17 protein-coding genes and 1 tRNA gene are annotated in these 22,727 nt (G+C 45.3%); 14 read left to right on the plus strand and 4 right to left on the minus strand.

Annotated elements, in window-relative coordinates:
- The first annotated feature begins 30 nt into the window (after positions 1–30).
- The 6 genes from gyrA to AAEY80_RS04245 all read left to right on the plus strand — a co-directional run bounded on the left by gyrA (position 31) and on the right by AAEY80_RS04245 (position 7,924).
- Positions 31–2,880, plus strand: coding sequence for a DNA gyrase subunit A (gene gyrA / locus AAEY80_RS04220; RefSeq protein ID WP_350587934.1), 2,850 nt, complete (start codon positions 31–33; stop codon positions 2,878–2,880).
- A gap of 250 nt (positions 2,881–3,130) precedes the next feature.
- Positions 3,131–4,201 carry an EamA family transporter RarD gene (gene rarD / locus AAEY80_RS04225; RefSeq protein ID WP_025650542.1) on the plus strand — a complete coding sequence of 357 codons (1,071 nt, stop codon included), beginning with the start codon at positions 3,131–3,133 and terminating at the stop codon, positions 4,199–4,201.
- 272 nt (positions 4,202–4,473) lie between these two features.
- Positions 4,474–5,544 carry an EamA family transporter RarD gene (rarD, locus tag AAEY80_RS04230; RefSeq protein ID WP_201615777.1) on the plus strand — a complete coding sequence of 357 codons (1,071 nt, stop codon included), beginning with the start codon at positions 4,474–4,476 and terminating at the stop codon, positions 5,542–5,544.
- 199 nt (positions 5,545–5,743) lie between these two features.
- On the plus strand, positions 5,744–6,412 hold the full coding sequence (locus AAEY80_RS04235; RefSeq protein WP_350587935.1) for a glutathione S-transferase: 669 nt from the start codon (positions 5,744–5,746) through the stop codon (positions 6,410–6,412).
- A gap of 92 nt (positions 6,413–6,504) precedes the next feature.
- The gene (locus AAEY80_RS04240; RefSeq protein WP_025650539.1) at positions 6,505–6,768 is read left to right on the plus strand and encodes a hypothetical protein; all 264 of its coding nucleotides are present in this window, start codon (positions 6,505–6,507) and stop codon (positions 6,766–6,768) included.
- A gap of 43 nt (positions 6,769–6,811) precedes the next feature.
- Complete coding sequence (locus AAEY80_RS04245) at positions 6,812–7,924, plus strand: ribonuclease Z (RefSeq protein ID WP_201615775.1); 1,113 nt, start codon at positions 6,812–6,814, stop codon at positions 7,922–7,924.
- Positions 7,925–7,950: 26 nt separating this feature from the next.
- On the opposite strand, the gene AAEY80_RS04250 is transcribed toward AAEY80_RS04245, so the two are convergent.
- Positions 7,951–8,949, minus strand: a complete 999-nt coding sequence (locus AAEY80_RS04250; protein WP_227502409.1) for an ATP-binding protein — start codon at positions 8,947–8,949, stop codon at positions 7,951–7,953.
- A gap of 67 nt (positions 8,950–9,016) precedes the next feature.
- Here AAEY80_RS04250 and AAEY80_RS04255 point away from each other — a divergent pair, with 67 nt between their 5' ends.
- Positions 9,017–10,027 (plus strand): serine/threonine protein kinase, encoded by a 1,011-nt coding sequence (locus AAEY80_RS04255; RefSeq protein ID WP_227691661.1) that lies wholly within the window; start codon positions 9,017–9,019, stop codon positions 10,025–10,027.
- 82 nt (positions 10,028–10,109) lie between these two features.
- On the opposite strand, the gene AAEY80_RS04260 is transcribed toward AAEY80_RS04255, so the two are convergent.
- The 3 genes from AAEY80_RS04260 to AAEY80_RS04270 form a co-directional block, all read right to left on the minus strand.
- Positions 10,110–10,194, minus strand: a tRNA-Leu gene (locus AAEY80_RS04260).
- Between the two features lie 218 nt (positions 10,195–10,412).
- Positions 10,413–12,320: a sigma 54-interacting transcriptional regulator gene (locus AAEY80_RS04265; RefSeq protein ID WP_201583291.1), complete on the minus strand. Its 1,908-nt coding sequence runs from the start codon at positions 12,318–12,320 to the stop codon at positions 10,413–10,415.
- Positions 12,321–12,377: 57 nt separating this feature from the next.
- The gene (locus tag AAEY80_RS04270; protein ID WP_025650534.1) at positions 12,378–13,799 is read right to left on the minus strand and encodes a two-component system sensor histidine kinase NtrB; all 1,422 of its coding nucleotides are present in this window, start codon (positions 13,797–13,799) and stop codon (positions 12,378–12,380) included.
- Positions 13,800–13,933: 134 nt separating this feature from the next.
- Here AAEY80_RS04270 and rimO point away from each other — a divergent pair, with 134 nt between their 5' ends.
- From rimO to rseP, 7 genes are all read left to right on the plus strand, one after another.
- Positions 13,934–15,544, plus strand: coding sequence for a 30S ribosomal protein S12 methylthiotransferase RimO (gene rimO / locus AAEY80_RS04275; RefSeq protein ID WP_101211691.1), 1,611 nt, complete (start codon positions 13,934–13,936; stop codon positions 15,542–15,544).
- Positions 15,545–15,801: 257 nt separating this feature from the next.
- Positions 15,802–16,527, plus strand: coding sequence for a UMP kinase (gene pyrH / locus AAEY80_RS04280; RefSeq protein WP_010200240.1), 726 nt, complete (start codon positions 15,802–15,804; stop codon positions 16,525–16,527).
- A 138-nt stretch (positions 16,528–16,665) separates the two neighbouring features.
- Positions 16,666–17,220, plus strand: a complete 555-nt coding sequence (gene frr / locus AAEY80_RS04285) for a ribosome recycling factor (RefSeq protein ID WP_025650532.1) — start codon at positions 16,666–16,668, stop codon at positions 17,218–17,220.
- Between the two features lie 319 nt (positions 17,221–17,539).
- Positions 17,540–18,292: a polyprenyl diphosphate synthase gene (gene uppS / locus AAEY80_RS04290; protein WP_101211692.1), complete on the plus strand. Its 753-nt coding sequence runs from the start codon at positions 17,540–17,542 to the stop codon at positions 18,290–18,292.
- A gap of 267 nt (positions 18,293–18,559) precedes the next feature.
- Positions 18,560–19,369 carry a phosphatidate cytidylyltransferase gene (locus AAEY80_RS04295; RefSeq protein ID WP_101211693.1) on the plus strand — a complete coding sequence of 270 codons (810 nt, stop codon included), beginning with the start codon at positions 18,560–18,562 and terminating at the stop codon, positions 19,367–19,369.
- A 185-nt stretch (positions 19,370–19,554) separates the two neighbouring features.
- Positions 19,555–20,763: a 1-deoxy-D-xylulose-5-phosphate reductoisomerase gene (gene ispC / locus AAEY80_RS04300; protein ID WP_201577988.1), complete on the plus strand. Its 1,209-nt coding sequence runs from the start codon at positions 19,555–19,557 to the stop codon at positions 20,761–20,763.
- 351 nt (positions 20,764–21,114) lie between these two features.
- Entirely contained in the window at positions 21,115–22,491 is a 1,377-nt protein-coding gene (rseP, locus tag AAEY80_RS04305; RefSeq protein WP_201565710.1) for an RIP metalloprotease RseP, read from the plus strand.
- The last annotated feature ends 236 nt before the right edge of the window (positions 22,492–22,727 follow it).

Below are 22,727 nucleotides of genomic sequence, written 5' to 3' on the forward strand. Positions count from 1 at the left end.
TAGCGAAAGTATGTGAGTGAAGGAGTGTATATGAGCGACTCGATCAGTCCTATTGCCATCGTGGATGAATTAAAGCAGTCCTATTTGGATTATGCGATGAGCGTGATCGTCTCGCGCGCGCTGCCTGATGTGCGTGATGGGTTCAAGCCAGTGCATCGCCGTGTGATGTATGCGATGCACGTATTGTCTAATGACTATAATAAAGCTTATAAGAAGTCGGCGCGTGTGGTCGGTGATGTCATCGGTAAATATCACCCGCATGGCGATAGTGCGGTCTATGATGCGATTGTACGGATGGCGCAGGACTTTAGCTTGCGTTACCCGATGGTTGATGGTCAAGGTAACTTTGGCTCGATTGATGATGATCCACCGGCTGCCATGCGTTATACCGAAGTACGTATGACCAAGCTGACCCATCAGATGCTGGCTGACTTGGACAAAGATACCGTCGATTGGGAAGACAACTACGATGGCTCTGAGCGTATGCCAAGCGTGTTGCCAGCGCGTGTTCCTAACTTGCTGGTCAATGGTGCGACTGGTATTGCGGTCGGGATGGCGACCAATATGGCGCCGCATAACCTAACCGAGGTCATTAATGCCTGCTTAGCGTATGCCGAAAACCCACAAATATCAGCCGAAGAGCTGATGACGCATATCTCTGGTCCTGACTTTCCTACGGGCGGTATCATCTATGGTCGCGCTGGTATTTTAGATGCTTACCGCACTGGTAAAGGCCGCCTGCATGTGCGCGGCCGCTATATTATTGAAGCGATGAGTGATACTGGTGTCAACCGTGACCGTGAGCGTATTGTCTTTACCGAAGTGCCTTATCAGACCAATAAAGCCAAGCTGATTGAGCGTATCGCCGAGCTGGTACGTGACAAAAAAATCGAAGGTATTACTGAGATTCGTGATGAGTCTGATAAAGACGGTATGCGTATAGCCATTGATTTACGTCGCGGTGAAACAGCCGAAGTCATCGTCAATAATTTGTTCCTGCAGACACCGCTTGAATCTAGCTTTAGTATCAATATGGTGGCATTGGATAACGGCCAGCCTAAGCTTTTGACCTTACGTCAGTTAATTGCCGCCTTTGTCCGCCATCGTCAAGAAGTGGTCACGCGTCGTACCATTTATGAGCTTAATAAAGCACGCGTTCGTGGTCATTTGCTTGAAGGCTTAACCGTTGCACTTGCGAATATTGATGAGATTATTGCGACGATTAAATCCTCTGCAAACCGTGGCTTGGCACGTGAAAACCTGCTAAATAATACATGGGGTTCAGGTAGCGTCGTGGCGATGCTTACGGCTGCTGGTAGTCAATCAGTACGTCCTGAGTTTATCGATGGTGAAGATCCTAAAGCGCCGTTTGGTCTGATCGAAGGCGAGGAGCGTTATCGCTTGTCACTTGAGCAGGTCAATGCGATTTTAGACATGCAGCTGCATCGTTTGACGGGTCTTGAGCAGGACAAATTAACTGAAGAATACCAAGACTTATTGCGTGAAATCGCGCACTTAGAATCTATTCTTGGTGATTTCGATAAGCTGATGTCCATTATCTCAAATGAGATGATTGAGATTCGTGAAAACTTTGGTGATGAGCGTCGTACCGATATTATTGACTCACGTATGGACTTTAATCGTGAAGACCTTATCCCTGAGCAAACCGTGGTAATGACGGTTTCTCGTACCGGTTATGCAAAAACGCAGCCAATTGATGATTATGTGGCACAAAAACGTGGTGGTAAAGGCAAGTCAGCCACTGCAATGAAAGAAGACGATGTGATTGATCACTTAGTTGTGACCTCAACGCATGCCACCGTACTTTGCTTTACGGATACCGGTCGCGTCTTTAGCCTACGTGGGTTTGAAGTGCCGATTGCCAGTCGCGGTGCCCGTGGTCGTCCATTAGTGAATTTAATCGGATTAAATCCTGATGAAACCGTGACAACCATCTTGCCTATTCCAAAAATCGTAGAAGAATTGTCGGTAAAAGATGAGATGTCATTAACAAGCGCTCTAGTAGACGGCGATGACAGCTTATCAGAAGATAATAATTTAGAGGATAGCACGCAAGCAGAGCCACCTTTTGTATTCTTTGCAACGGCCAATGGCACAGTGAAGCGTGTCGAGCTTAAGCAATTTGCCAATATTCGCTCGAATGGCTTGATTGCCGTTGGTTTAGAAGACGGTGATAAGTTGGTAAGCGCGCGTATCACTAGCGGTAGCCAAGAAGTCATGCTATTTGCTTCAAGTGGTAAAGCCATTCGTTTTGATGAAAATGATGCTCGCGCTATGGGCCGTACCGCTAAAGGTGTCCGTGGTATGCGTCTGGCTGCTGATGAATTTATCAAATCATTGGTTGTCATTGAAGATGATGTACTCGAAATCTTAATTGCTTGTGAAAATGGCTTTGGTAAGCGTACCTTGATCGATGAGTTCAATACGCAAAATCGTGGCGGTGGCGGTGTTATCGCTATCAAAACTAGCACGCGTAATGGGGCATTAGTACGGGCGACCAAGGTTGATCCTGAAGACGACATTATCTTAATCTCTGACAAAGGCACATTAGTGCGCACGCCAGTCCAGCATGTGGCCAGCTCTGGTCGTAATACGCAAGGTGTCACGCTGATTCGTCTGTCAAAAGATGAAAAACTGGTGGCGATGGCGCGTGTTGATCATGAAGAAAGTGACGACGAGCTAATCGATGCCATGAGAGAAGACGGTACGTTTGATGTGGAAGGTCAAGAGCAGATAGATATTGATGCGGCAACTGGCGACACAGCGACGACTGATGTCAACGATGTTATCGATATTGCCAATGATCCTACCTTGGATAATGACAGTACTGACAACGAAAACACAGACGATGACGAATAAATGTTTCAGTGCCTAGCTTTTTAGTTTAGTTTTCATAACTGTTCTATCAAAAAGCCTCTGACGTTATCGTTGGAGGCTTTTTTTTGTTGCTTCGTTTAATTCGTCATTCTGATTTATTCGTTTTGCAATTCTATTTTTTGAGATTCTGTTTTTTGAAATGTGTTGCACAACTCTATTTTTAACTCTTAATAACTCTACGTGGTTTTATAAATAATGCCAACAAAGTGTTTTATTTTCTAAGGCTGTTGTTATGCTTACGACCAATCAAACTTTTCAGGGAACCCTAGCATCGGTATCATCCAGCTTCTTATTCTCCATGATGTTCTTGTTTGGGCTGTTTATGCTGCCCTTGTCAGGCACACAGGTAGCCTCATGGCGTGTGCTCATGATGCTGCTCAGTTTGGTATTATTGGTCAGTTTCACAAAGCAATGGCAGCACGTTTTTGATTATTTAAAGACTTTGAAAACCCCAAAAGAGTGGCTGTTATTTGTATTGCCAACCCCGATTTTGGGTGGGCAAATCTGGCTATTTATGTGGGCGCCGGTCAACGGCTTTGGTCTTGATATCACCTTGGGCTATTTTTTATTGCCGCTGGTGATGATAGTAGTCGGACGCTTCTTTTACCATGAGCATATGAGCGCGCTGCAGTGGGCCGCAGCGTTATTTGCCGCAATGGGTATCGGCTATGACATAGTGCAATATGGCACGATATCTTGGGTGACTTTGTTTGTATGTTTGGGCTATCCACCTTACTATCTACTGCGGCGCAAGCTTGCCGTGCCACCGATTACTGGCTTATTGTCTGACTTGACCTTACTGACGCCAGTGGTGCTCATCATGCTTTATGTCAGCGGTGGTTTTAGTATGGCTGCTCAGGAGGCTAAGTTCTGGTATTTATTGCCGCTACTGGGTGCTTTTAGTGCGCTTGCAATGTCGCTGACGATGATTGCCAGTAGTAAGTTGCCGGTCTCGTTATTTGGGGCATTGAGCTATGTAGAGCCGATGCTGTTGTTTGTATTATCCGTCACGGTATTGAGTCAAAGTCTCGATGAAGGCGGCTCGCTGTTTATGTATGGCATGATTACGCTGGCATTACTGGTCATGCTGTTAGACAGTGCTATGGGCTATGTGACCCGTAAGCGTGACAATCATTTGCATGGTTACCGAGAGCCGCAAGTGGTCAGCTTTCCACCGCGCCGCCGTTTGATAGAGCGCCGTATCGATGGGGTGCTACAGGCGCATCGCTTCCGCAAAATTCGTCGTTACCAACATAAGATGAATAAGCTTAAGCAAAAAATTGAGCAGCTAGACTCGATGTAAGTATGTATGATATAAAAATCAGTGAAGTGGGCGGTTGTTATGAGCATCTTTATGTCGATAATTGGCTTAACTGAATCACACGTTTGATAGACTAGTCTTACAGTTGTATTGCTTATCCAGAATGACTTTGACATAATGCTGCTCATTATATAAGCACGATAAAGTTATCGTAGCTCTTAGCAACAAAAGCCTCCGACGTTCGCGTCTGGGGCTTTTGTTTTTTTTCAAAATTGCCAAGGAAGTGCGCCAATCTGTACAGGCTGTCGTTAATTATGCTCACTACGAATCAAACGTCGCAAGGCGCTATCGCTGCGGTGGCGGCAAATTTTTTATACTCGTTGTTATTTTTGTTTGGTCTGTTGATGCAACCATTATCAGGTACGCAGGTGGCGTCATGGCGCGTGCTAATGATGCTACTAAGTCTGCTATTGTTAATCAGTGTCTTAAAGCAATGGCAACATATTTTTGACTATTTAAAGACCTTAAAAACCCCAAAAGAGTGGTTTTTGTTTGTATTGCCAACCCCGATTTTGGGCGCGCAAATTTGGATATTTATGTGGGCGCCCATCAATGATTTGGGTCTTGAGGTGACGCTAGGTTATTTCTTATACCCGCTTATCATGATTATGGTGGGTCGGTTTTTTTATAATGAAGACATGAGTGTGTTGCAGTGGCTAGCGACTTCATGCGCAGGCGCTGGTATCGCTTATGATGTTTTCCAGTATGGCACCATATCTTGGGCGACGTTATTTGTCTGCTTGGGTTATCCGCCTTATTATCTATTACGTCGTAAATTAGCGGTACCGCCGATTACTGGCTTGGTCTCTGATCTGATCTTGCTGTCACCCGTTGTCATTATTGCTCTGTATATGAGCGGTGGGTTTGAAGTAGCCTTTGATACCAGTAAGCTGTGGTATTTCTTACCGTTATTAGGGATTATCAGCGCCGCAGCCATGTCGCTGACCATGGTCGCCAGTCAAAAATTGCCGGTCTCTTTGTTTGGCACTTTATGCTACCTTGAGCCGATATTTTTATTCGTATTTTCTATTACTATTTTGCATCAAAGCGTGGATGAGGGCGGCTCCTTATTTATGTACGGTATGATTTTTGCCGCCTTGATGATTATGATTGTCGATAGTGCCTTGGGGTATTGGGGACGTAAACGTGATGACCGTCTGCATGGCTACAATGAGCCACAAGTGGGCAGCTTTCCGCCGCGCCGTCGCCTAAAAAATCGCCGTATCAAAGGGGTGTTGGCCGCGCACCGTTTTCGCAAAATCAGAAAGTATCAGCAAAAAATAGACAAAATGAATCGAAAAATAGACGTACTGCACGCCAAATAAGCAGGGGTCGTCGTAAACCCCAAAGTTGACTTGATAGACACTGTTTTTCGTAACCGCTCTACACAGTTGTGGTGTCAAAGCCGAGTTAAGTGCGCTATTATCAATAGCAGTATTATCACGCTCGACCTAATTTGGCACATGATATCTAAAATAGTATAGCGGACTCACAATCATTTATTACCAATTACTAGGATGGTTTATGTTACACCTTTATCATTTAGCAAACTCACGCTCGTTTCGTATCTTATGGTTACTAGAGGAGCTCAAAGCCGATTATCAACTGACGTGCTACGAGCGCAATAAAGCTTATCGTGCGCCTGATAGCTTAAAAGAAGTGCATCCACTCGGTCATGCACCGATATTGGAAGTTGACGGTCGCCCGCTGATTGAGTCAGGGTTTATCATCGAGTATCTGCTCAAGCATTATGATAAAGCGCATCAATTCAAGCCTGCGGATGATAATGAAGCCGCATGGGAAGCTTATACATTTTGGTTACACTTCGCTGAAGCATCAGTTATGCCGCCGCTGGTCATGCGCTTAGTATTCACCAAAGTGGTTGAGCAATCGCCGATGCTGATTAAGCCGGTTAGCAAAAGCATCAGAACCCAAGTCGAAAAAAGCATGATCACCAATAGCTTAAATAAGATACTCGACATGATGGAGCAGCATCTACAAGACAATCATTGGTTTGCCGGTGAAGACTTTAGCGCCGCTGACATTCAGATGCATCTAGCAGTCGTAGGTGCCAATGCTGGCCCAGGATTGGATAAGAGTAAATATACCAACATCTTAAATTGGCTCAAGCATTGTGAAGAACGTGATGCCTTTAAGCGCGCAGAAGAAAAGGGTGGTCGTCTGACGTTTTAATTGCCAGCGTTTATACTTCTATAAATGCTTGATTTGATATTTTGCCCAAAGGTTTTGTTTATTCGTAAACAAAACCTTTTTAGGATACAGTAATGACTGACTTGAATAAATCTGATAACAAAAATATCGATGCCAATACCGATGGCAATGCTAACCCATCGCTTGCTCGTCAAGAAATCAACCGCCAGCAGGTGTCGATAAAAGCCTGGTCACAAAAACTGCTGGTCGTTTTGTTGTGTGTAGCGAGCTTTTATGGTGGTTGGAAATCCTACGAGTCCAACATGGTTAATGAATGCAGTGCTAATGGTGGACAGATGGTAGCAGGCGACCGAACCATGATGTGCCAATTGTCATAAGCCGTATCATTTATTAATAATTTTGTACTATGAGTGCTAAATCATGCTCAAACTGACTTTTTTAGGTACCTCAGCAGGAGTGCCAACCAAACAGCGCAATGTCACGGCGCTGGCAATTGAGTGCCTGAATCCTTATCTATCTGGCGCTAGCCCGCAGCCTAAAAAATCGCGTCCTTGGGTTTTGATTGATTGCGGTGAAGGCACGCAGCAACAATTGCTGCAGACCAAGCTCTCCTTACATCAATTAACCGCCATTTGTATTACCCATGTGCATGGCGACCATTGCTATGGTTTGCCAGGATTGCTGGCGAGCGCGGCTATGTCTGGACGCCACGAACAACTAATGCTTATTGCACCAAAAGCCATCGCCAAACTCCTCGATGCCATTACTTTGACGACCGAGCTATACTTTCCCTTTGCCATCAACTTTATGGCGATAGAAGATGTATTATCAAAAGACAGTGAAGATGAGGGCAAGGTCAGTTTCAGTTTCGGCAGCCAGCATCAGCTTGATATTGATATCACCCCGCTATCACATCGTGTCGCCTCATACGGCTTTGGTATCACGCAAAACATCAGTCAGCGCACGCTTAATACGGACAAGTTGACCGCAGACGGCATTCCAGCAAGTGCACTGTGGGGCAAACTGCAGCAAGGTACAGATGTCATGACCGAAGATGGTCGCCAGCTTCGTTCAGCAGATTATGTCGATAATGCGGTGAAGCGTACACGGGTGGTAGTAGCAGGGGACAATGGTACGCCAGCTTGTCTCAGCGCTGCGCTGGTCGATACTGATTTGTTGGTGCATGAAGCCACTTATATTCAAGAAGTTTTAACCAAGATTCAAACCAAAAATCCAGACTTTGATCCTATGCATAGTAGTGCGCAATTGGTGGGCAAGTTTGCCCAAGATGTCGGACTTAAGAATCTAATTTTGACCCATTTTAGCGCGCGTTATCAAAGCTTTGATAACCCAAATAGCAATACGGCAAACATGGGACATATTCGCTTAGATGCGCAACGTGCGTATCAAGGTAATCTATGGCTGGCAGCGGATTTCGCTCAATATACAGTCGATGGTGCTGCTGATTTGGCAAGCAGTCAAGAGGATAACAGCGTGCAGTATCTAGGCTCTGCACGCGATAATGAAACGTGATTTATAGCTTGTTATTTGCCAGATTATTAGTCGTCAATTGAATCTACGATAGCCAATTGCGTTTTTCCGCTCCAATAGCGACTGAATTGATAAGCGACCCGTCCCGAGCGCCCACCACGTTCCGATGCCCAGCGCAAGGCATCGGCCCTGATAGTATCAGGCAGATTTTCACCTGCCAAATCAAGGGCAGTATCAGTATCATCAAGACTGGCTGAAATTTTCTGTTGCTCTAAATTCAGATAATGCTGAACAATATGTAAATAAGTCGTCTGATCCATGGGATGAAAGGTCAATGATAAGCCAAATCGATCCGATAACGACACGGTTTCATCAATCGTTTCATAGGGATTGACTTCATCTGTCTGCCCATTATAAATGTCAAGATTGTCTTTCATCATCTGCGGTAGGAGACGACGGCGATTACTGGTGGCATAGACCAGCAGTTTGTCTTGCTCAGAGTCGAGCGCGCCATCAAGCACACTTTTTAGCGCCCGATAACTCTCGTCTTGACCGTTAAACGCCAAGTCGTCACAGTACACCACATAGCGACAACTACAATCTGCGGGCAGCTCATTGATCGCTGCACGAATCTTGTCTAGCACTTGTAGGTCATCCCGAGCAATCTCAATAATGCGCAAGCCTTCGCTATGATAAGCTTGTAGCAATGCGCGAATCAGTGATGATTTACCCGCACCGCGTGTACCCGTCATCAGCACATGATTGGCGGGATAACCTTTTAAGAACTGGCGCGTGTTTTGTACCAATTTTGCCTTTTGCGTATCGATACCATGCAAGTCGTCCAAGCTCAAAAACAGATTGACTGCCAACGGCTTTAAATGTCCGGTGCGGCCACCAACCCAGCGATAAGCGAGCTGAGCAGGATCAATCTCGATAGCTGGCGTGACTTGCTCTTGCAGATATTGACTGAGCAGCGCTAACAAAGGCGCGGGCAGGGCGTAATGAGCAGACGGATCAGAGGCTTCAGATGAAGGAAAAGGCTGAGATGTATTGGCTGATTGCGGCATAATGACTCTAACGGTTAAAGGTGCGTTTACATTAGGAATAGCGGTTTGATAAAGGTATCACCATATCATGAGAAACTGGTCAGATGAAAAAAATACTATGGAAAATAGTGCCAGTAATCTGTCGAATATACAAGCGTTGCAAGCGCACGCTCAGCAAGTATTGCCACTAATTACTCAAGCGTTGTCAGCAAAGCATTATCGTGAAATAGTGCATCAGCGTATTAGTAGCCAGCAAAGTAAGGGTAGCGAGACGGACTATCAAGGCTTAACGCGCGCTCAGCATTCAGAGTTCGGTAGGGTGATGATTAAATGGCAGTTAAATGAGGGTTCTGATCAAAATTTCGCTGATTTAAATCATGAAGCTAAGGTTTTGACATCTTTAGCTTCTTTAACAAAAAATAATCTGACCGCTATTGCTCCGCCCATCCTAGCCTATGACAACTCAACCATTCCCGCATTAAACCACTCTCAGCAGCTAACGATAATTGTCATGCCTTATTATCTCAATGCTAGCTTAGCAAGGCGGATCAATGCTAATAATCATTCGTTATTGACCGTTCAACAAAAGCATCATTTTATCGTGCAGTCTGCTCATCTCATCACTAATTTACATAACGTTGGCTGGCTACATAATGATATTAAACCCAGTAATATTCTGCTAGATGGTCTGTTGCCAAATAGTGCGGATAATAGCAGGGTAATGCCTGATTTGTTATTGACAGATTTTGCCTTAGCGCAGCGTTTTCATGCCGCCAAAAAGTTACATCATCTTGCAGGCACATCAGCGTATCTCGCACCTGAGCGTTGGCAGGGGCAGGGCGCAACGGTGCAAAGCGATATTTATGCGTTTGGCATAATGCTGTATGAGATATTAATGGGCGAGCGACCGTTTAAGATAAATACTCAAAGTAGCGATGTATTAAACGAGTGGGCGACACAACATTGTCAACAACCGATTCCAAGACTGCCACTAGAGTATAGTTATTATCAATGTATTGTTGATAGAGCATTGGCGAAGCGGGTGGAGAAAAGGTATCAGATTATGGATGAGATGTTGGAGGGTTTAGAGCGTTTGTGATAATAAATGCCATATTTCAGACACAAAAAAACCTGCTAAAAAGCAGGTTTTGATATTTGGTCTAAGATGTACTATCCGAAAATGGTGGGGCTGGAGAGACTCGAACTCTCACACCTTGCGGCGCCAGAACCTAAATCTGGTGCGTCTACCAATTCCGCCACAGCCCCATTTTCGTTACTCTATCATTATTGGCGTTTAAATTCAAACACAACATAGATAGTTAACTGATTCGGTAGTGCGTCTCAGTGGTTGGCTATTATATAGAGTTTGAATGGTTTGACAAGCCCTTTTCGCAATTATTTTTAATTATTTAACGATTATTTTTGCTTGCTATGATAAATAACTGATTTTACTAAATTTTTAATTTAATGATTTTGCATTTTTATTACTCTTTGGTCTGTGTGTCTGCTGCTGACATATCAAGTTGCTGTAATTTGCGAGTCAGCGTATTACGTCCCCAGCCGAGTAAGTTGGCAGCCGCTATCTTTTTACCACCGCTGTGATTGAGTGCCGCTGTGAGCAACACTCGTTCAAATTCAGGCGTTGCCGTTTGCAAGATGTCAGTTTCGCCTGTTTGCAGTGCGTGCTGAGCCCACTCTGCTAGTGCTTGCTGCCAGCTTGGGTTTTTAGCACCATTCTGAGTTTGATTGCTCTGAATAGAGTTGTCTTGAATAAAGTTATTTTGATGACGGCTATGCAGGCTAGCACTGTGTTGCTGATGATTGTTTTGAGCAAATTCAGACGAGGACAACGTTTGTTGTGTCTGCAGCTCTGTGTTCGCTGGCATCCCTTCAAGCAGCTCTGGCGGTAAGTCATCAATCATGACCGTATCACCAGTCGCCATGACCGTCAGCCACAAGCAGACGTTTTCAAGTTGGCGGACATTGCCGCGCCAGTCGAAGGCTTGCATGATTTGTAGCGCGTCAGGTTGTAGCTGCTTGGATGCGGTATTCATTTGCTCAGCCGCGCGTTGCATAAAATAACGGGTTAAGGCGGGAATGTCTTCGCGGCGCGTCCGTAGCGGTGGCAGCGGTAGGCGAATGACATTGAGGCGATAAAACAAATCTTCACGGAATCGGCCTTGTTTGACCAGCTCTTCCAAGTTTTGATGGGTGGCGGCAATGATGCGCACGTTCACTTTGACCGGTTGCTGTCCACCCACACGGAAAAACTCACCGTTGGCCAGTACTCGTAGCAGCCGCGTTTGGGTGCTAAACGGCATGTCGCCGATTTCATCCAAAAATAATGTACCGCCATCTGCTTGCTCAAAACGACCTTGCCGTGTCGTCGTCGCGCCAGTGAACGCGCCTTTTTCGTGACCGAATAATTCCGACTCAATCAAATCGTGTGGAATAGCCGCCATATTTAGGGCGATAAAAGGCTGCTGGCTACGCGGTGAATGCTGATGTAAAGCACTAGCGACCAGCTCTTTCCCTGTGCCTGATTCACCAGTAATCAAAACGGTAATAGGTGAGTGCGCCAATCTGCCAATGGCACGAAACACTGTTTGCATCGCTTGTGATTGACCGATGATACCGCTGGGGTTGTCATTGGCTGGTGTCTCAGCTTTAATCTCAGCCTTATTTTTAGCGGTCTTATTGGTTTTGTCTGTCGTGTTAACTTTGCGTGCAGATTTGGTTTGCGGCTTTGCGTCAGTATTGAGCTTTGAATGAATATCAGACTTTGCTTGAGTAGCATCGGCTGTCTCAGTGGCTCTGTTAGTCACAGACGCGGTTGCGTGAGTGGCTATCGGCATATTCGGTTGAAAATTAATCGCTTTATAAATCGTAGCGACGGCATCATCTAAGTCAAAGGGCTTAGGCAGATATTCAAATGCCCCTGTCTGGTAGCTATTGATGGCAGAGCTCAGGTCTGAATGCGCGGTCATGATGACAATTGGTAGCGTAGGAAAGTGGTCGTGCACCCAATCGCTAAAAGACAAGCCGTCCATCATTGGCATTCGGATATCGGTCAATATCACATCCGGTAGCTGCGTGGCTGACTCGCGCTGTTGCAAGATATCATTGAGGCGTGTCCATGCTGCTTGTGCTTGGGTAAAGCTGACAACCGTCAATCCAGCGTCTTCAAAAGTATCTGCCAACACCAAGCGCAGCGCTGAATCATCATCGATGAGCCATAAGGTCGCAGGGTTTTCAGCAGGCGCGTTATTGACCGTTACTTTTATGGTCTGACTGTTAAGTGCTTGGCTATCAGATATTTGGTTGTCAGAGATTTTATCATTCGAGCCTTGATTGTCACTGTTAGCTTTGAAGTTGTCGTTATATGCAGTCATGTATCAGGCCTAATGAGCAAGTGATTCAGGGTTGTTGTTTGATAGATTCAGTCGTATTTACGCATCGGTTGCGGGCTGATTAAAAGGCAAGTACAGCGTAAAGCGTGTCTGACTGTTATTGTCATTATAACTGGGATTATAGTTTGCATTGGCGCCTTGTGTTTGATTCGAGCTGACGTCAATCATACCATGATGACAGCTGATGATATCTTGCACAATCGATAGGCCAAGACCAGTACCGGCGGCACGGCTGGTTACCATCGGGAAAAATATCTGTCCAATCAGCGCAGGATCTATCCCTGAGCCATTATCGGTAATGCTGACTTGCAACGCTTGTTTGTGCTGTTGGCTGCCAATCGTATGCTGAAAAGCAATGCGCGTTTGAATATGCAGTTTTGGTTGATACTTGGCCTCAATATCAAGATGACTATGCAAAGTATCTAAGGGCAATTGATGAGCGGCGGCTGGCGCGCTTTGTTGCAGAGCTTGCTCAAGCTCAGTCATCGATTCACAGGCATTATTAATGAGGTTTAAAAACACTTGAATCAATTGATCTCTATCAGCGCATAGCTCGGGCAACGACAAATCATAGTCGCGCTGTAGCAGCACTTGCGGATATTGATTAACGACCAAAGACAAGACATGCTCTAACGGCTCATGAATATTCAGCATTTGCCAATTTGGCAGCTGATTAGAGCCAAGAAATTGACCGATAAGATGGGTCAATCGATCGGTCTCTGAGATGATAATGTCGGTATAGCTGCGGAGCTTCTGCGCTGTCTTTTGCAACTGCTTATCGCTATTCGAAGCTGAGTTTGTGCCAGAGCTTATGTCGCTAATAACAGCAGACAGAGGATGATGCAAAGTAGTCGCTTCGCTGAACTTGATAAATTGTCGCTGTAATAACTGCGCCGCGCCGCGAATACCTGCCAATGGATTTTTGATTTCATGGGCAACCGAACGCAGCATATGACGGGCAACGTTGTATTGTTGCTGCTGACGTTGCTCTTCTGAGATGCGACTCTGGCGGTCTTTACCCCACATCTCGATAATAAAATAAGGTTGCTGCTCATAGATGACAGGCGTCACGCTATAATCGATTGAGAGTGGTAAATTGCCATTGAGTGGGGTATTGATGATGTGATCGTGGTCGATAAAGGGCTGTTGATATTGCTTTGCCTGATGAAATCGCTCGGTCAAGGCGCAGTGATTGTCTGGCTTGTCACGGTCGGTGTTATTATTGTCGTTATCCAGAGTCAGAGCCGTGCGCTCATCCCTCTTTAATTTTTCGGACGCAAGCAGAGTCAATATAGATTGATTGAGCAAGCGTCCACTACTAATAGCCAGTAGTTGCTCAGCTTGGGCATTTAGCCACGTAATGACCAGCTCATCACTGACCCACAAGATAGCGGTGAATAAATGCTGAGATATAAATGCTAAGTTCGGGGTTGGTTTTTTGGTGGTTAAATCAGCTGTCATGACTAAAGCCTAGAATAAAGAGGTGCTAGATTTAATATTTAACCATAAATCAACACACTAGAGCGGCAAAACTGGCGGTTTTTGCAAAAAAAACGTACAATGCGCACAGCCATTTTTCTCTAGCAAGGTCAGCCATGCCTAAAACTTCTACCGAGTCGCTTAATACGACTATTACCACCCCACAGCCAGCTTCCACGCCAACAGCTTCTATGTCCAAAGACACTGCCACTATTTTTAATCCTGCCAAGCCGCCAGCAACGCCTGCGCAAAGCTCAACGGATAGTAGTGAACCTTACCACCATAAAGCCAATCACAATCAAAACCGTAGCATTGAACAAAGCAGCAATGTGGTTTCATCGACATCAAATAAAACAACAGCAGCGACTGCTAATGCACCCGTTAGCACAGCACCAAAGATTGGCTTTGTGTCACTGGGTTGTCCAAAAGCCTTGGTGGATAGTGAGCGCATCATCACAGAACTTAGCCGTGATGGTTATCAGGTTGCCAGTGATTATGAAGGCGCAGACTTGGTCGTGGTCAATACTTGCGGCTTTATTGAATCTGCAGTGCAAGAGTCACTGGACGCCATCGGTGAAGCGATTAGCAAAAACGGCAAGGTGATCGTTACTGGTTGCTTGGGTAAAGAGGCGGACAAAATCCGCGCCATGCACCCAGCCGTGCTAGCCGTGACCGGTGCGCATGCGTATGATGAAGTGATTACGGCAGTGGCGCAGCATGTACCCAAGCCGAACCGCAGTTTGGACGCAAACTATGATCCAAAGATAAATTTAATCAATGAAGCGGGTATCAAATTAACCCCAAGCCATTATGCTTATCTAAAAATCTCTGAAGGCTGTAACCATCGTTGTACCTTCTGCATCATTCCAAGCTTGCGCGGAGATTTGGTCTCGCGTCCGATTGATAATGTCATGAATGAAGCCATGGCACTGAAAAATGCTGGCGTGAAAGAGTTGCTGATTATCTCGCAAGATACCTCTGCTTATGGGCTGGATTTGAAGTATAAGACTAGCTTTTGGAACGGTATGCCGCTTAAGTCGAAGTTTTATGACTTATGCCAAGCATTGAACGATTTGGGTATTTGGGTACGTCTGCATTATGTCTATCCGTATCCGCACGTCGATAAAGTCGTTGAACTCATGGGCGAGAAGAAGCTGCTGCCTTATTTGGATATTCCTTTTCAACATGCCAGCCATCGCATCCTAAAGGCAATGAAGCGTCCGGCGCACAGCGAAAACACCTTGGCGCGTATCAAAGCGTGGCGTGAGATTTGTCCAGATATCGTCATTCGTTCGACCTTTGTCGTTGGCTTCCCTGGTGAGACGGAAGAAGATTTCCAGTGCCTGCTTGATTGGTTGGTTGAAGCGCGCCTTGATCGCGTGGGTGCCTTTACCTATTCAGAAGTCGAAGGCGCAGTCGCCAATGATTTGCCAGACCACGTCCCTGAAGCCGTCAAGCAAGAACGCTATGAGCGTTTTATGGCACTACAACAAGACATCTCAGCGCAAAAGCTACAAGAGAAAATCGGCAAAACCTTGATGGTGTTGGTCGATGAAATTGATAGTGAAGAAGGGATTGCGATTTGTCGCAGCTACGCTGACGCCCCTGAGATTGACGGTCATGTCTATGTGGACGATATCAATGCGCAAGTTAAAGTCGGGCAGTTCCTAACCGTAACGATTGACGATGCTAGCGAATACGATTTGTTTGCCAGTTATAAAGGTTAGATGACTGTTATTTAACTGACTGCTAAAAAGATTAGGTGACTAATATAAAAGTTAGACAACCGCTATACAGGTTAAATGACTACGATAATAGGTGAGTGAAAATTGCCCAATGATAGGCAGTTTTTGCTACAATTAGCGCAATTTAGCCTTTTTACACACTGATCACCCAGTATGGGGCGGTAGGTAAATTGCAAGGCTAACTGTATTTGTGTTTTACCGATAATTTTAATTATAATTTAACGAAATAAGGTGACCTCATGTCTGACAAAAACCCGCGTTACTCTCGTATCTTGCTGAAACTCTCTGGTGAAGCCTTAGCCGGTAGCAAAGACATGGGTATTGATACCGAAGTGCTCGATAAGATGAGCTTGTCTATCGCGCATTTGCGAGGGCTTGGGGTGCAAGTCGGTATCGTGGTCGGTGGTGGTAACTTGTATCGCGGTGCCCAGCTGCAAAAAGAAGGCTTGGTTGGCCGCGTCACTGGCGATCAAATGGGTATGCTAGCGACGGTTATGAACGGTCTAGCAATGCGTGATGCGCTTGAGCGTCGCAATATTAAAACACGCTTGATGTCAGCCTTACCTATTGGTGAAGTTACTGAAAGCTATAGCAGCCGTAATGCGATTCGCTACCTAAAAAATGGCGAAGTGTGTATCTTTGTCGCAGGTACGGGCAATCCCTTCTTTACCACTGATACGGCTGCTTGCCTGCGCGGTATTGAAATCGAAGCAGGTTTGATTTTAAAAGCCACCAAAGTAGATGGGGTTTATGATAAAGACCCAAGCTTACATGACGACGCGGTTAAGTATGATGGCCTGACCTTTGATGAAGTGTTAGAACAAAAGCTTGGCGTTATGGATTTAACTGCCATTGCTTTATGCCGTGAGCACAACGTGCCGCTACAAGTGTTCGATATGACCAAGCCTAATGCGTTATTAAATGTCATTATGGGCGAAAACGAAGGCACACGCGTTTTTCATTAATATAGCAAGCGTTGGCATGACTGCTATATGAAGTGATAATTCATATAACAGCAAACACCTTAATAATTTTTACCTTAATAAATTTTTATAACTAACAATAATGAATGATTTGTCGATAGCGATAAATAAGGATACATGATGATCAAAGAGATTAAGCAAGACGGCGAAGCGCGTATGCAAAAGACCTTGGAAGCGCTTGAGAGTACCTTTAGTAAAGTTCGTACTGGTCGCGCGCATCCAGGCATGTTGTCAGGGGTGATGGTCAGCTACTATGGTGCTCCTACACCGCTTAACCAAGTTGCTAGTGTCAACGTTGAAGACTCGCGCACGTTATTGGTACAGCCGTTCGACCGTACCATGGTACAAGCGATCGATAAAGCCATTCGTGAGGCTGATTTGGGTCTGAACCCAATGACGGCCGATGTGATTCGTGTACCGATGCCGGCATTGACCGAAGACACGCGCCGCGATATGCAAAAGCTTGCGCGCGGAGAAGCTGAGAACAGCCGTGTTTCTATCCGTAATATCCGCCGCGATATGATGAATGACATCAAAGAGCTGGCTAAAGAAAAAGAAATCTCGGAAGATGACGAGCGCCGCGCCAGTGATGATATTCAAAAAATCACTGACAAGTACATCGAAACTATCGATGGTCGCCTGAGCAAAAAAGAAAGCGATTTGATGGACGTATAAGTACCGTCTTTGGTTTTTTTTTATAAAAATAAACCAAGCGCTTAAAAATTAAGTCTTTTAATGCAGACAATATCATAATAATAGACAGCTAATGGTCAATCACTATTGGCTGTCTATTGCTATATAGACTGTGATGATAAAAACACTAAGCATTACAGAGTTGTTTTAATTATTTGCCAATCGTCATTAGCCCAATTGCTAGACTGGTTTATGATAAGTTTATGAATATTTGGCATTATGCTTTTTTAATGCGATAGAGCGCGTTATGATTGTTTTACTTCAGCACATTATTCTACCTCAACAATAAGTCGTATCGCCCATGTCTACTCCCACCGTTTTGGCTCCTGCCCTCATTCCTCGCCATATCGCCATCATTATGGATGGTAATAATCGCTATGGTAAAGCCAATGCGCTCGGCAAAGGTCAAGGACATGTGGCGGGTAAAGATGCGCTAGATCCTATCGTGGAGTATTGTGTCGATGCGGGTATTGAGGTGCTAACGGTATTTGCTTTTTCTAGCGAAAACTGGCAACGCCCACCCAGTGAGGTGGCGCTATTGATGCAACTATTAACATCGACCATTCATGAGCAAATGCCGCGTATGAACGAGTACCGCATTCGCTTACGTTTCATCGGTGATCGTAGCCAGTTGAGTCATGATTTACAGACATTGATGGCAGATGCAGAAGCCGAAACGGCTCATTTTGATGCTATGACACTGGTAATTGCCATCAGTTATGGTGGTCAGTGGGACATTGCCAATGCGGCAAAACAACTGGCGCAGCAAGTAGCAGCAGGGGAGTTGCGTGCTGAAAATATCAGTAAAGAAATGCTTGGCGAATATGTGCAATTAGCGGATGCACCCGCAGTCGATATGCTGGTGCGGACGGGCGGTGAATATCGAATTTCTAACTTTTTATTATGGCAATCAGCTTATGCTGAGCTGTTCTTTACTCAAACCCTATGGCCAGACTTTGCCGCCGATGAGTTGGCAGCGATGGTTGCAGAGTTCGCTCAGCGCCAACGGCGCTTTGGCAAAACCAGCGAGCAGATAGTGACAGAGCAGCGCTAGCGTTATTCATTTATCAGTATTACATTGCTCACTGTCAAGTGGCTCATGATTAAATCAGTAGAATACTCGCTGGCATTTATTGATTCAGATAATTACTGTGTTCAAAGAATAGATGCTCAAAAATCTACCAAGCCATTAGTATTACTTGCTTGTGAAATGACAAAGCGCTTTAATTAGCCTCGATCGCGATTAGTAGGCTAATGTAGATTAGCTGCTATAATGCACTCTTTGACCAGACATTTTTCATTATTATAAGGTTCGACAAGTATGTGGCAACGAATTAAGACGGCAATTGTTCTCGTTATTATCGTTGGTATTGCAATGTTTGCGAGCCAAACTCCTATTTTGTTTGCTCCATTATTGGCCATTGGTGTGATTATCGCGGCGCATGAGTGGACCAAGCTGATGCCAAAGTGGCGCCAGCCTGCGGTGTTTGTGGTATTGGTATTGGTACTGACTTTAGTGTCGCTGATGTTCAAAGTCACTTGGTTATTTTGGTGGGTAGCTTCACTGGCTATATGGCTGATGGCACTATCTTGGGTGCGGGTATTTCCAACCCATACCAATTGGTATGGTAGGAAGCTAGCACTGATGGGCGCTGTGATTCTGACAGCATCTATCACCGCTATGTTTTACCTGTGGCAGCTATCAGCATGGTGGCTACTCTATGTATTTTTACTCGTATGGTGTGCCGATAGTGGTGCTTACTTTGTTGGGCGTAAGCTCGGTCGCCGCAAAATGGCACCGAATGTCTCACCTAATAAGAGTATGGAAGGGCTGGCTGGCGGTCTTGTGACTGGTCTGCTCGTGGTTGTTGTTATTAGTGTCTTCAAACTACAATTAACTGGTGTACCGTTAATCGCATTTGTGTCGCTATCAGCCATCACTATTCTCGCCTCTGTACTCGGTGATTTGTTTGAATCAATGCTCAAGCGCCGCGCTGATGTAAAAGACTCAGGAACGATATTACCGGGGCATGGCGGGATACTTGACCGTATTGATTCGCTATTATCTGCGACGCCAATATTTGCGCTTGGCTTTTGGTCGATACAGCAGCTGGGCTTCATCGTCGTTTAAGAAACTAATGCAGGCTAATTGGTACACGTGAATGAATTGGTTTTTGCCAATAGCTCAGTCTTATTAATTATTATTATAATAAAGCATCGACATAATCTAGCATCGATGCTTTGCTATCATTCATACCTTATTAACTTTCCTGATTTTTTATTTAAATTTTAACAGTAACAATATTGTGGGCACTGATGGTTATGACGCAACGCATCGCCGTATTAGGCGCAACAGGCTCGATTGGCGATAGCACGCTAGCAATTTTGGCGGCGCAACCGCTTAATTATCAAGTCTATGCGCTATCAGGCTATCACCGCTTAGACAAATTGTTTGCGCTTTGCCAACAGTTTTTGCCCAAGCGTGTCAGCGTGCCGACAGCCGCAGTCGATGATTTTGCTGAGCGTCTTAGCGCGGCAGGTCTTGATATCGATGTGGTAGGCGGGGCAGCAGGGCTGGTCGATATTGCTACTGATACGCAAACCGATACCGTTGTCGCTGCTATTGTTGGCGCAGCAGGATTGCCTTCTACTTTGGCCGCCGCACGGGCAGGTAAGCGTATTTTACTGGCAAATAAAGAAGCGCTAGTCATGGCTGGTCAGGTAATGATAAAGGCCGTTAAAACCCACAATGCTACCTTGCTACCGCTCGATTCTGAGCATAATGCGATTTTTCAGTGTTTGCCGCTCGCTATCCAACAAGATAATACCCAAATCCATCAGCCAAACCATGGCGTCCGTAAGCTATGGTTAACCGCATCAGGCGGGCCATTTTTGCAGCAGTCATTTGCCCAGATGCAGCAAGCCAGCGTCGCTGAAGCGGTCAAACACCCCAACTGGTCGATGGGCCAAAAGATATCGGTCGACTCAGCAACGATGATGAATAAGGGGCTTGAGTTGATAGAGGCTTGTCATTTATTTGATCTACCAGAAAATAAGATAAATGTCGTCATTCATCCACAAAGTATCATCCACTCAATGGTAGAATATAGCGATGGCAGCTTTTTAGCGCAGCTCGGCAGCCCAGATATGAAAACCCCGATTGCCCATGCGCTCAGTTACCCTGATCGTATCGAGAGCGGCTCACAGCCTTTAGACTTGTTTGCGTTAAGTGCTCTAGAGTTTATTCAGCCTGATTTGCAGAAGTTTGCGTGCTTGCGTCTTGCCCGTCAAGCTATGCAAGCAGGCACACAGGCAACGATTGTACTCAATGCTGCTAATGAGATTGCCGTCGCTGCATTTTTGGACGGTCAGATTCGTTTGACGGATATTGCCGATATTAATGAGCAAGCCTTAGATGATATACAGGTACCACCATTAAGCGACACGGCTGACATAGAAGATATATTAACAATTGATAAGATAGCGCGCCATCTTACTGACAAACTTGTGGCAAAGTTGGCATAATCGTAGCAAGAGTTTCTTAGGGTCTGTTGAACATTCAAATATCAGGACTGCTGATTGCTAAAATCGTCCCAAACCTTTTATCAAATCAGGCGTAAACCGACGATAATGTCGAGACCTTAGCTAGGTTTACAACAACGTTTGGGGTGATTTTAGTATCAGCCTTTCAGGGCAGGGCTATTTTTTGCCAATACATGGCGAAATTATCTAACCTAGAATGACTAGGCGTCAAAAATTTCACTGCGTATTGTCTAAAAAATAGACGCTGCCAGTACCACATTTGAATGTTCAACAGACCCTAGTTTAAAAACGATATTAATAAAAGATGCTAAGAGAAAATACTGAGAAAAGATCATGACGTTTTTATTAACGCTCCTTGCGGCAATATTTGTCTTAGGTCCGCTTATTGCCTTACACGAATGGGGTCATTACATTGTCGCACGGCTCTGCGGCGTCAAGGTGCTGACATACTCTATCGGCTTTGGCCCCAAGCTTTTTGGCTGGACGAGCAAAAAGAGCGGTATTGATTATCGTATCTCAGCGCTGCCGTTGGGTGGTTATGTCAAGATGCTGGATGAGCGTGAAGGCGCGGTAGCCAAAGATGAGCTACATTTGGCCTTTAATCGTCAGCATCCACTAAAAAAGATTGCCATCGTTGCCGCTGGCCCTATCATGAACTTTGTTATCGCGATTGCGTTGTTTTGGGTGTTGTTTATGACGCCTTCTGAGCAGTTGGCGACCAAGATTGGTGAAGTATTACCCGATACACCAGCGGCTATGGCGCAGTTACCCGTTGGTGATAAAATCGTCGCGATTGACGGCCATGAGGTACAAACGTGGGAAGGTATCAATTATCGCCTTGCTGGACGAATGGGCGAGACTGATAATGTCAGCATTACCTTGCAATCAGAGTCACAGGCTTCCAATACAACGAAGACTTATCAAGCACCTGTTAAAGCATTTATGCAAGGCGACGCGCAAGGTAAGGACGCGCTAACCAGCTTTGGCATGCTACCATGGCAGCCGCAGATTGAACCAATCGTTAGCGATTTGAGTGCTGATGGTGCTGCCAGTCGTCAAGGTCTGCAAGTTGGTGATCTCATTACGGCTATCAATGATACAGAAATCAAAGATTGGATCAGTGTCACCCGTATCATCCGTGACAATCCTGAGACCTTGCTTAATTTCACCGTATTGCGTGAGGGTAAACCCGTACAGCTTCAGATTATGCCGCAAGGTAAAAAAGACAATCTAGGTAATGACTTTGGACAGATTGGTGCTATGGTGGCGAAGTCTGAGATTATCGTTCCCGATGCCTATAAAACCACCATCGTATATGGCCCGAGTGAGTCATTGGTTAAGTCGTTTGAAAAGACGGAACAATTGGCAGTGATGACGGTTAGCTCAATGGGCAAGATGCTCTCAGGTATGATTGGTCTAGACAATTTATCAGGGCCGATTACGATTGCTAAAGTCGCCAAACAAAGCTTTGATATCAGTTGGCAGATGGTATTGTCCACCGCGGCTTTGATTAGCCTGAGCCTCGCCGTACTCAATCTTTTACCGATTCCAGTGTTAGATGGTGGTCATATTGTGTATTATCTCATAGAGCTGATACGCGGTAAGCCTCTGTCGGAAGGGGTACAAATGGTAGGGCTAAATATCGGCTTACTCTTGCTGGCAGGTTTCATGGTGTTAGCAATTGGTAATGATATCAGTCGGCTGTTTTGATGAATCGCAGGGCAACCTAAAGGGTAAGCCGCGATACACTAATGGTTTTGCGCGTATCGTGCGCTGATTCTTGGTAGGCGTGCTGCGCTCTTTTGTATCGCTGTCTCTGTACTAATCGTAATTTTTAGTTTATTTTATGATGCGTTTTATATAAAGTGTCCTGAGTCTCCCGCGAGTGAGTGAATCACTTTACTCGAATTGGGCTAGACAACATGCGCTTTTTAACTTAACTTAAG

The sequence above is a fragment of the Psychrobacter sp. 78a-MNA-CIBAN-0178 genome (assembly GCF_040309625.1).
Lineage (GTDB): Bacteria > Pseudomonadota > Gammaproteobacteria > Pseudomonadales > Moraxellaceae > Psychrobacter > Psychrobacter okhotskensis.

What these genes read in the sequence shown, in the direction of transcription:
- AAEY80_RS04295 (WP_101211693.1), top strand. Translation starts at nt 18,560, where the DNA reads ATGTGGCAACGAATTAAGACGGCAATTGTTCTCGTTATTATCGTTGGT.
- uppS (WP_101211692.1), top strand. Translation starts at nt 17,540, where the DNA reads ATGTCTACTCCCACCGTTTTGGCTCCTGCCCTCATTCCTCGCCATATC.
- AAEY80_RS04245 (WP_201615775.1), top strand. Translation starts at nt 6,812, where the DNA reads ATGCTCAAACTGACTTTTTTAGGTACCTCAGCAGGAGTGCCAACCAAA.
- AAEY80_RS04250 (WP_227502409.1), bottom strand. Translation starts at nt 8,949, where the DNA reads ATGCCGCAATCAGCCAATACATCTCAGCCTTTTCCTTCATCTGAAGCC.
- rarD (WP_201615777.1), top strand. Translation starts at nt 4,474, where the DNA reads ATGCTCACTACGAATCAAACGTCGCAAGGCGCTATCGCTGCGGTGGCG.
- rimO (WP_101211691.1), top strand. Translation starts at nt 13,934, where the DNA reads ATGCCTAAAACTTCTACCGAGTCGCTTAATACGACTATTACCACCCCA.
- rseP (WP_201565710.1), top strand. Translation starts at nt 21,115, where the DNA reads ATGACGTTTTTATTAACGCTCCTTGCGGCAATATTTGTCTTAGGTCCG.
- gyrA (WP_350587934.1), top strand. Translation starts at nt 31, where the DNA reads ATGAGCGACTCGATCAGTCCTATTGCCATCGTGGATGAATTAAAGCAG.
- AAEY80_RS04255 (WP_227691661.1), top strand. Translation starts at nt 9,017, where the DNA reads ATGAGAAACTGGTCAGATGAAAAAAATACTATGGAAAATAGTGCCAGT.
- AAEY80_RS04265 (WP_201583291.1), bottom strand. Translation starts at nt 12,320, where the DNA reads ATGACTGCATATAACGACAACTTCAAAGCTAACAGTGACAATCAAGGC.
- AAEY80_RS04270 (WP_025650534.1), bottom strand. Translation starts at nt 13,799, where the DNA reads ATGACAGCTGATTTAACCACCAAAAAACCAACCCCGAACTTAGCATTT.
- AAEY80_RS04240 (WP_025650539.1), top strand. Translation starts at nt 6,505, where the DNA reads ATGACTGACTTGAATAAATCTGATAACAAAAATATCGATGCCAATACC.
- frr (WP_025650532.1), top strand. Translation starts at nt 16,666, where the DNA reads ATGATCAAAGAGATTAAGCAAGACGGCGAAGCGCGTATGCAAAAGACC.
- pyrH (WP_010200240.1), top strand. Translation starts at nt 15,802, where the DNA reads ATGTCTGACAAAAACCCGCGTTACTCTCGTATCTTGCTGAAACTCTCT.
- rarD (WP_025650542.1), top strand. Translation starts at nt 3,131, where the DNA reads ATGCTTACGACCAATCAAACTTTTCAGGGAACCCTAGCATCGGTATCA.
- AAEY80_RS04235 (WP_350587935.1), top strand. Translation starts at nt 5,744, where the DNA reads ATGTTACACCTTTATCATTTAGCAAACTCACGCTCGTTTCGTATCTTA.
- ispC (WP_201577988.1), top strand. Translation starts at nt 19,555, where the DNA reads ATGGTTATGACGCAACGCATCGCCGTATTAGGCGCAACAGGCTCGATT.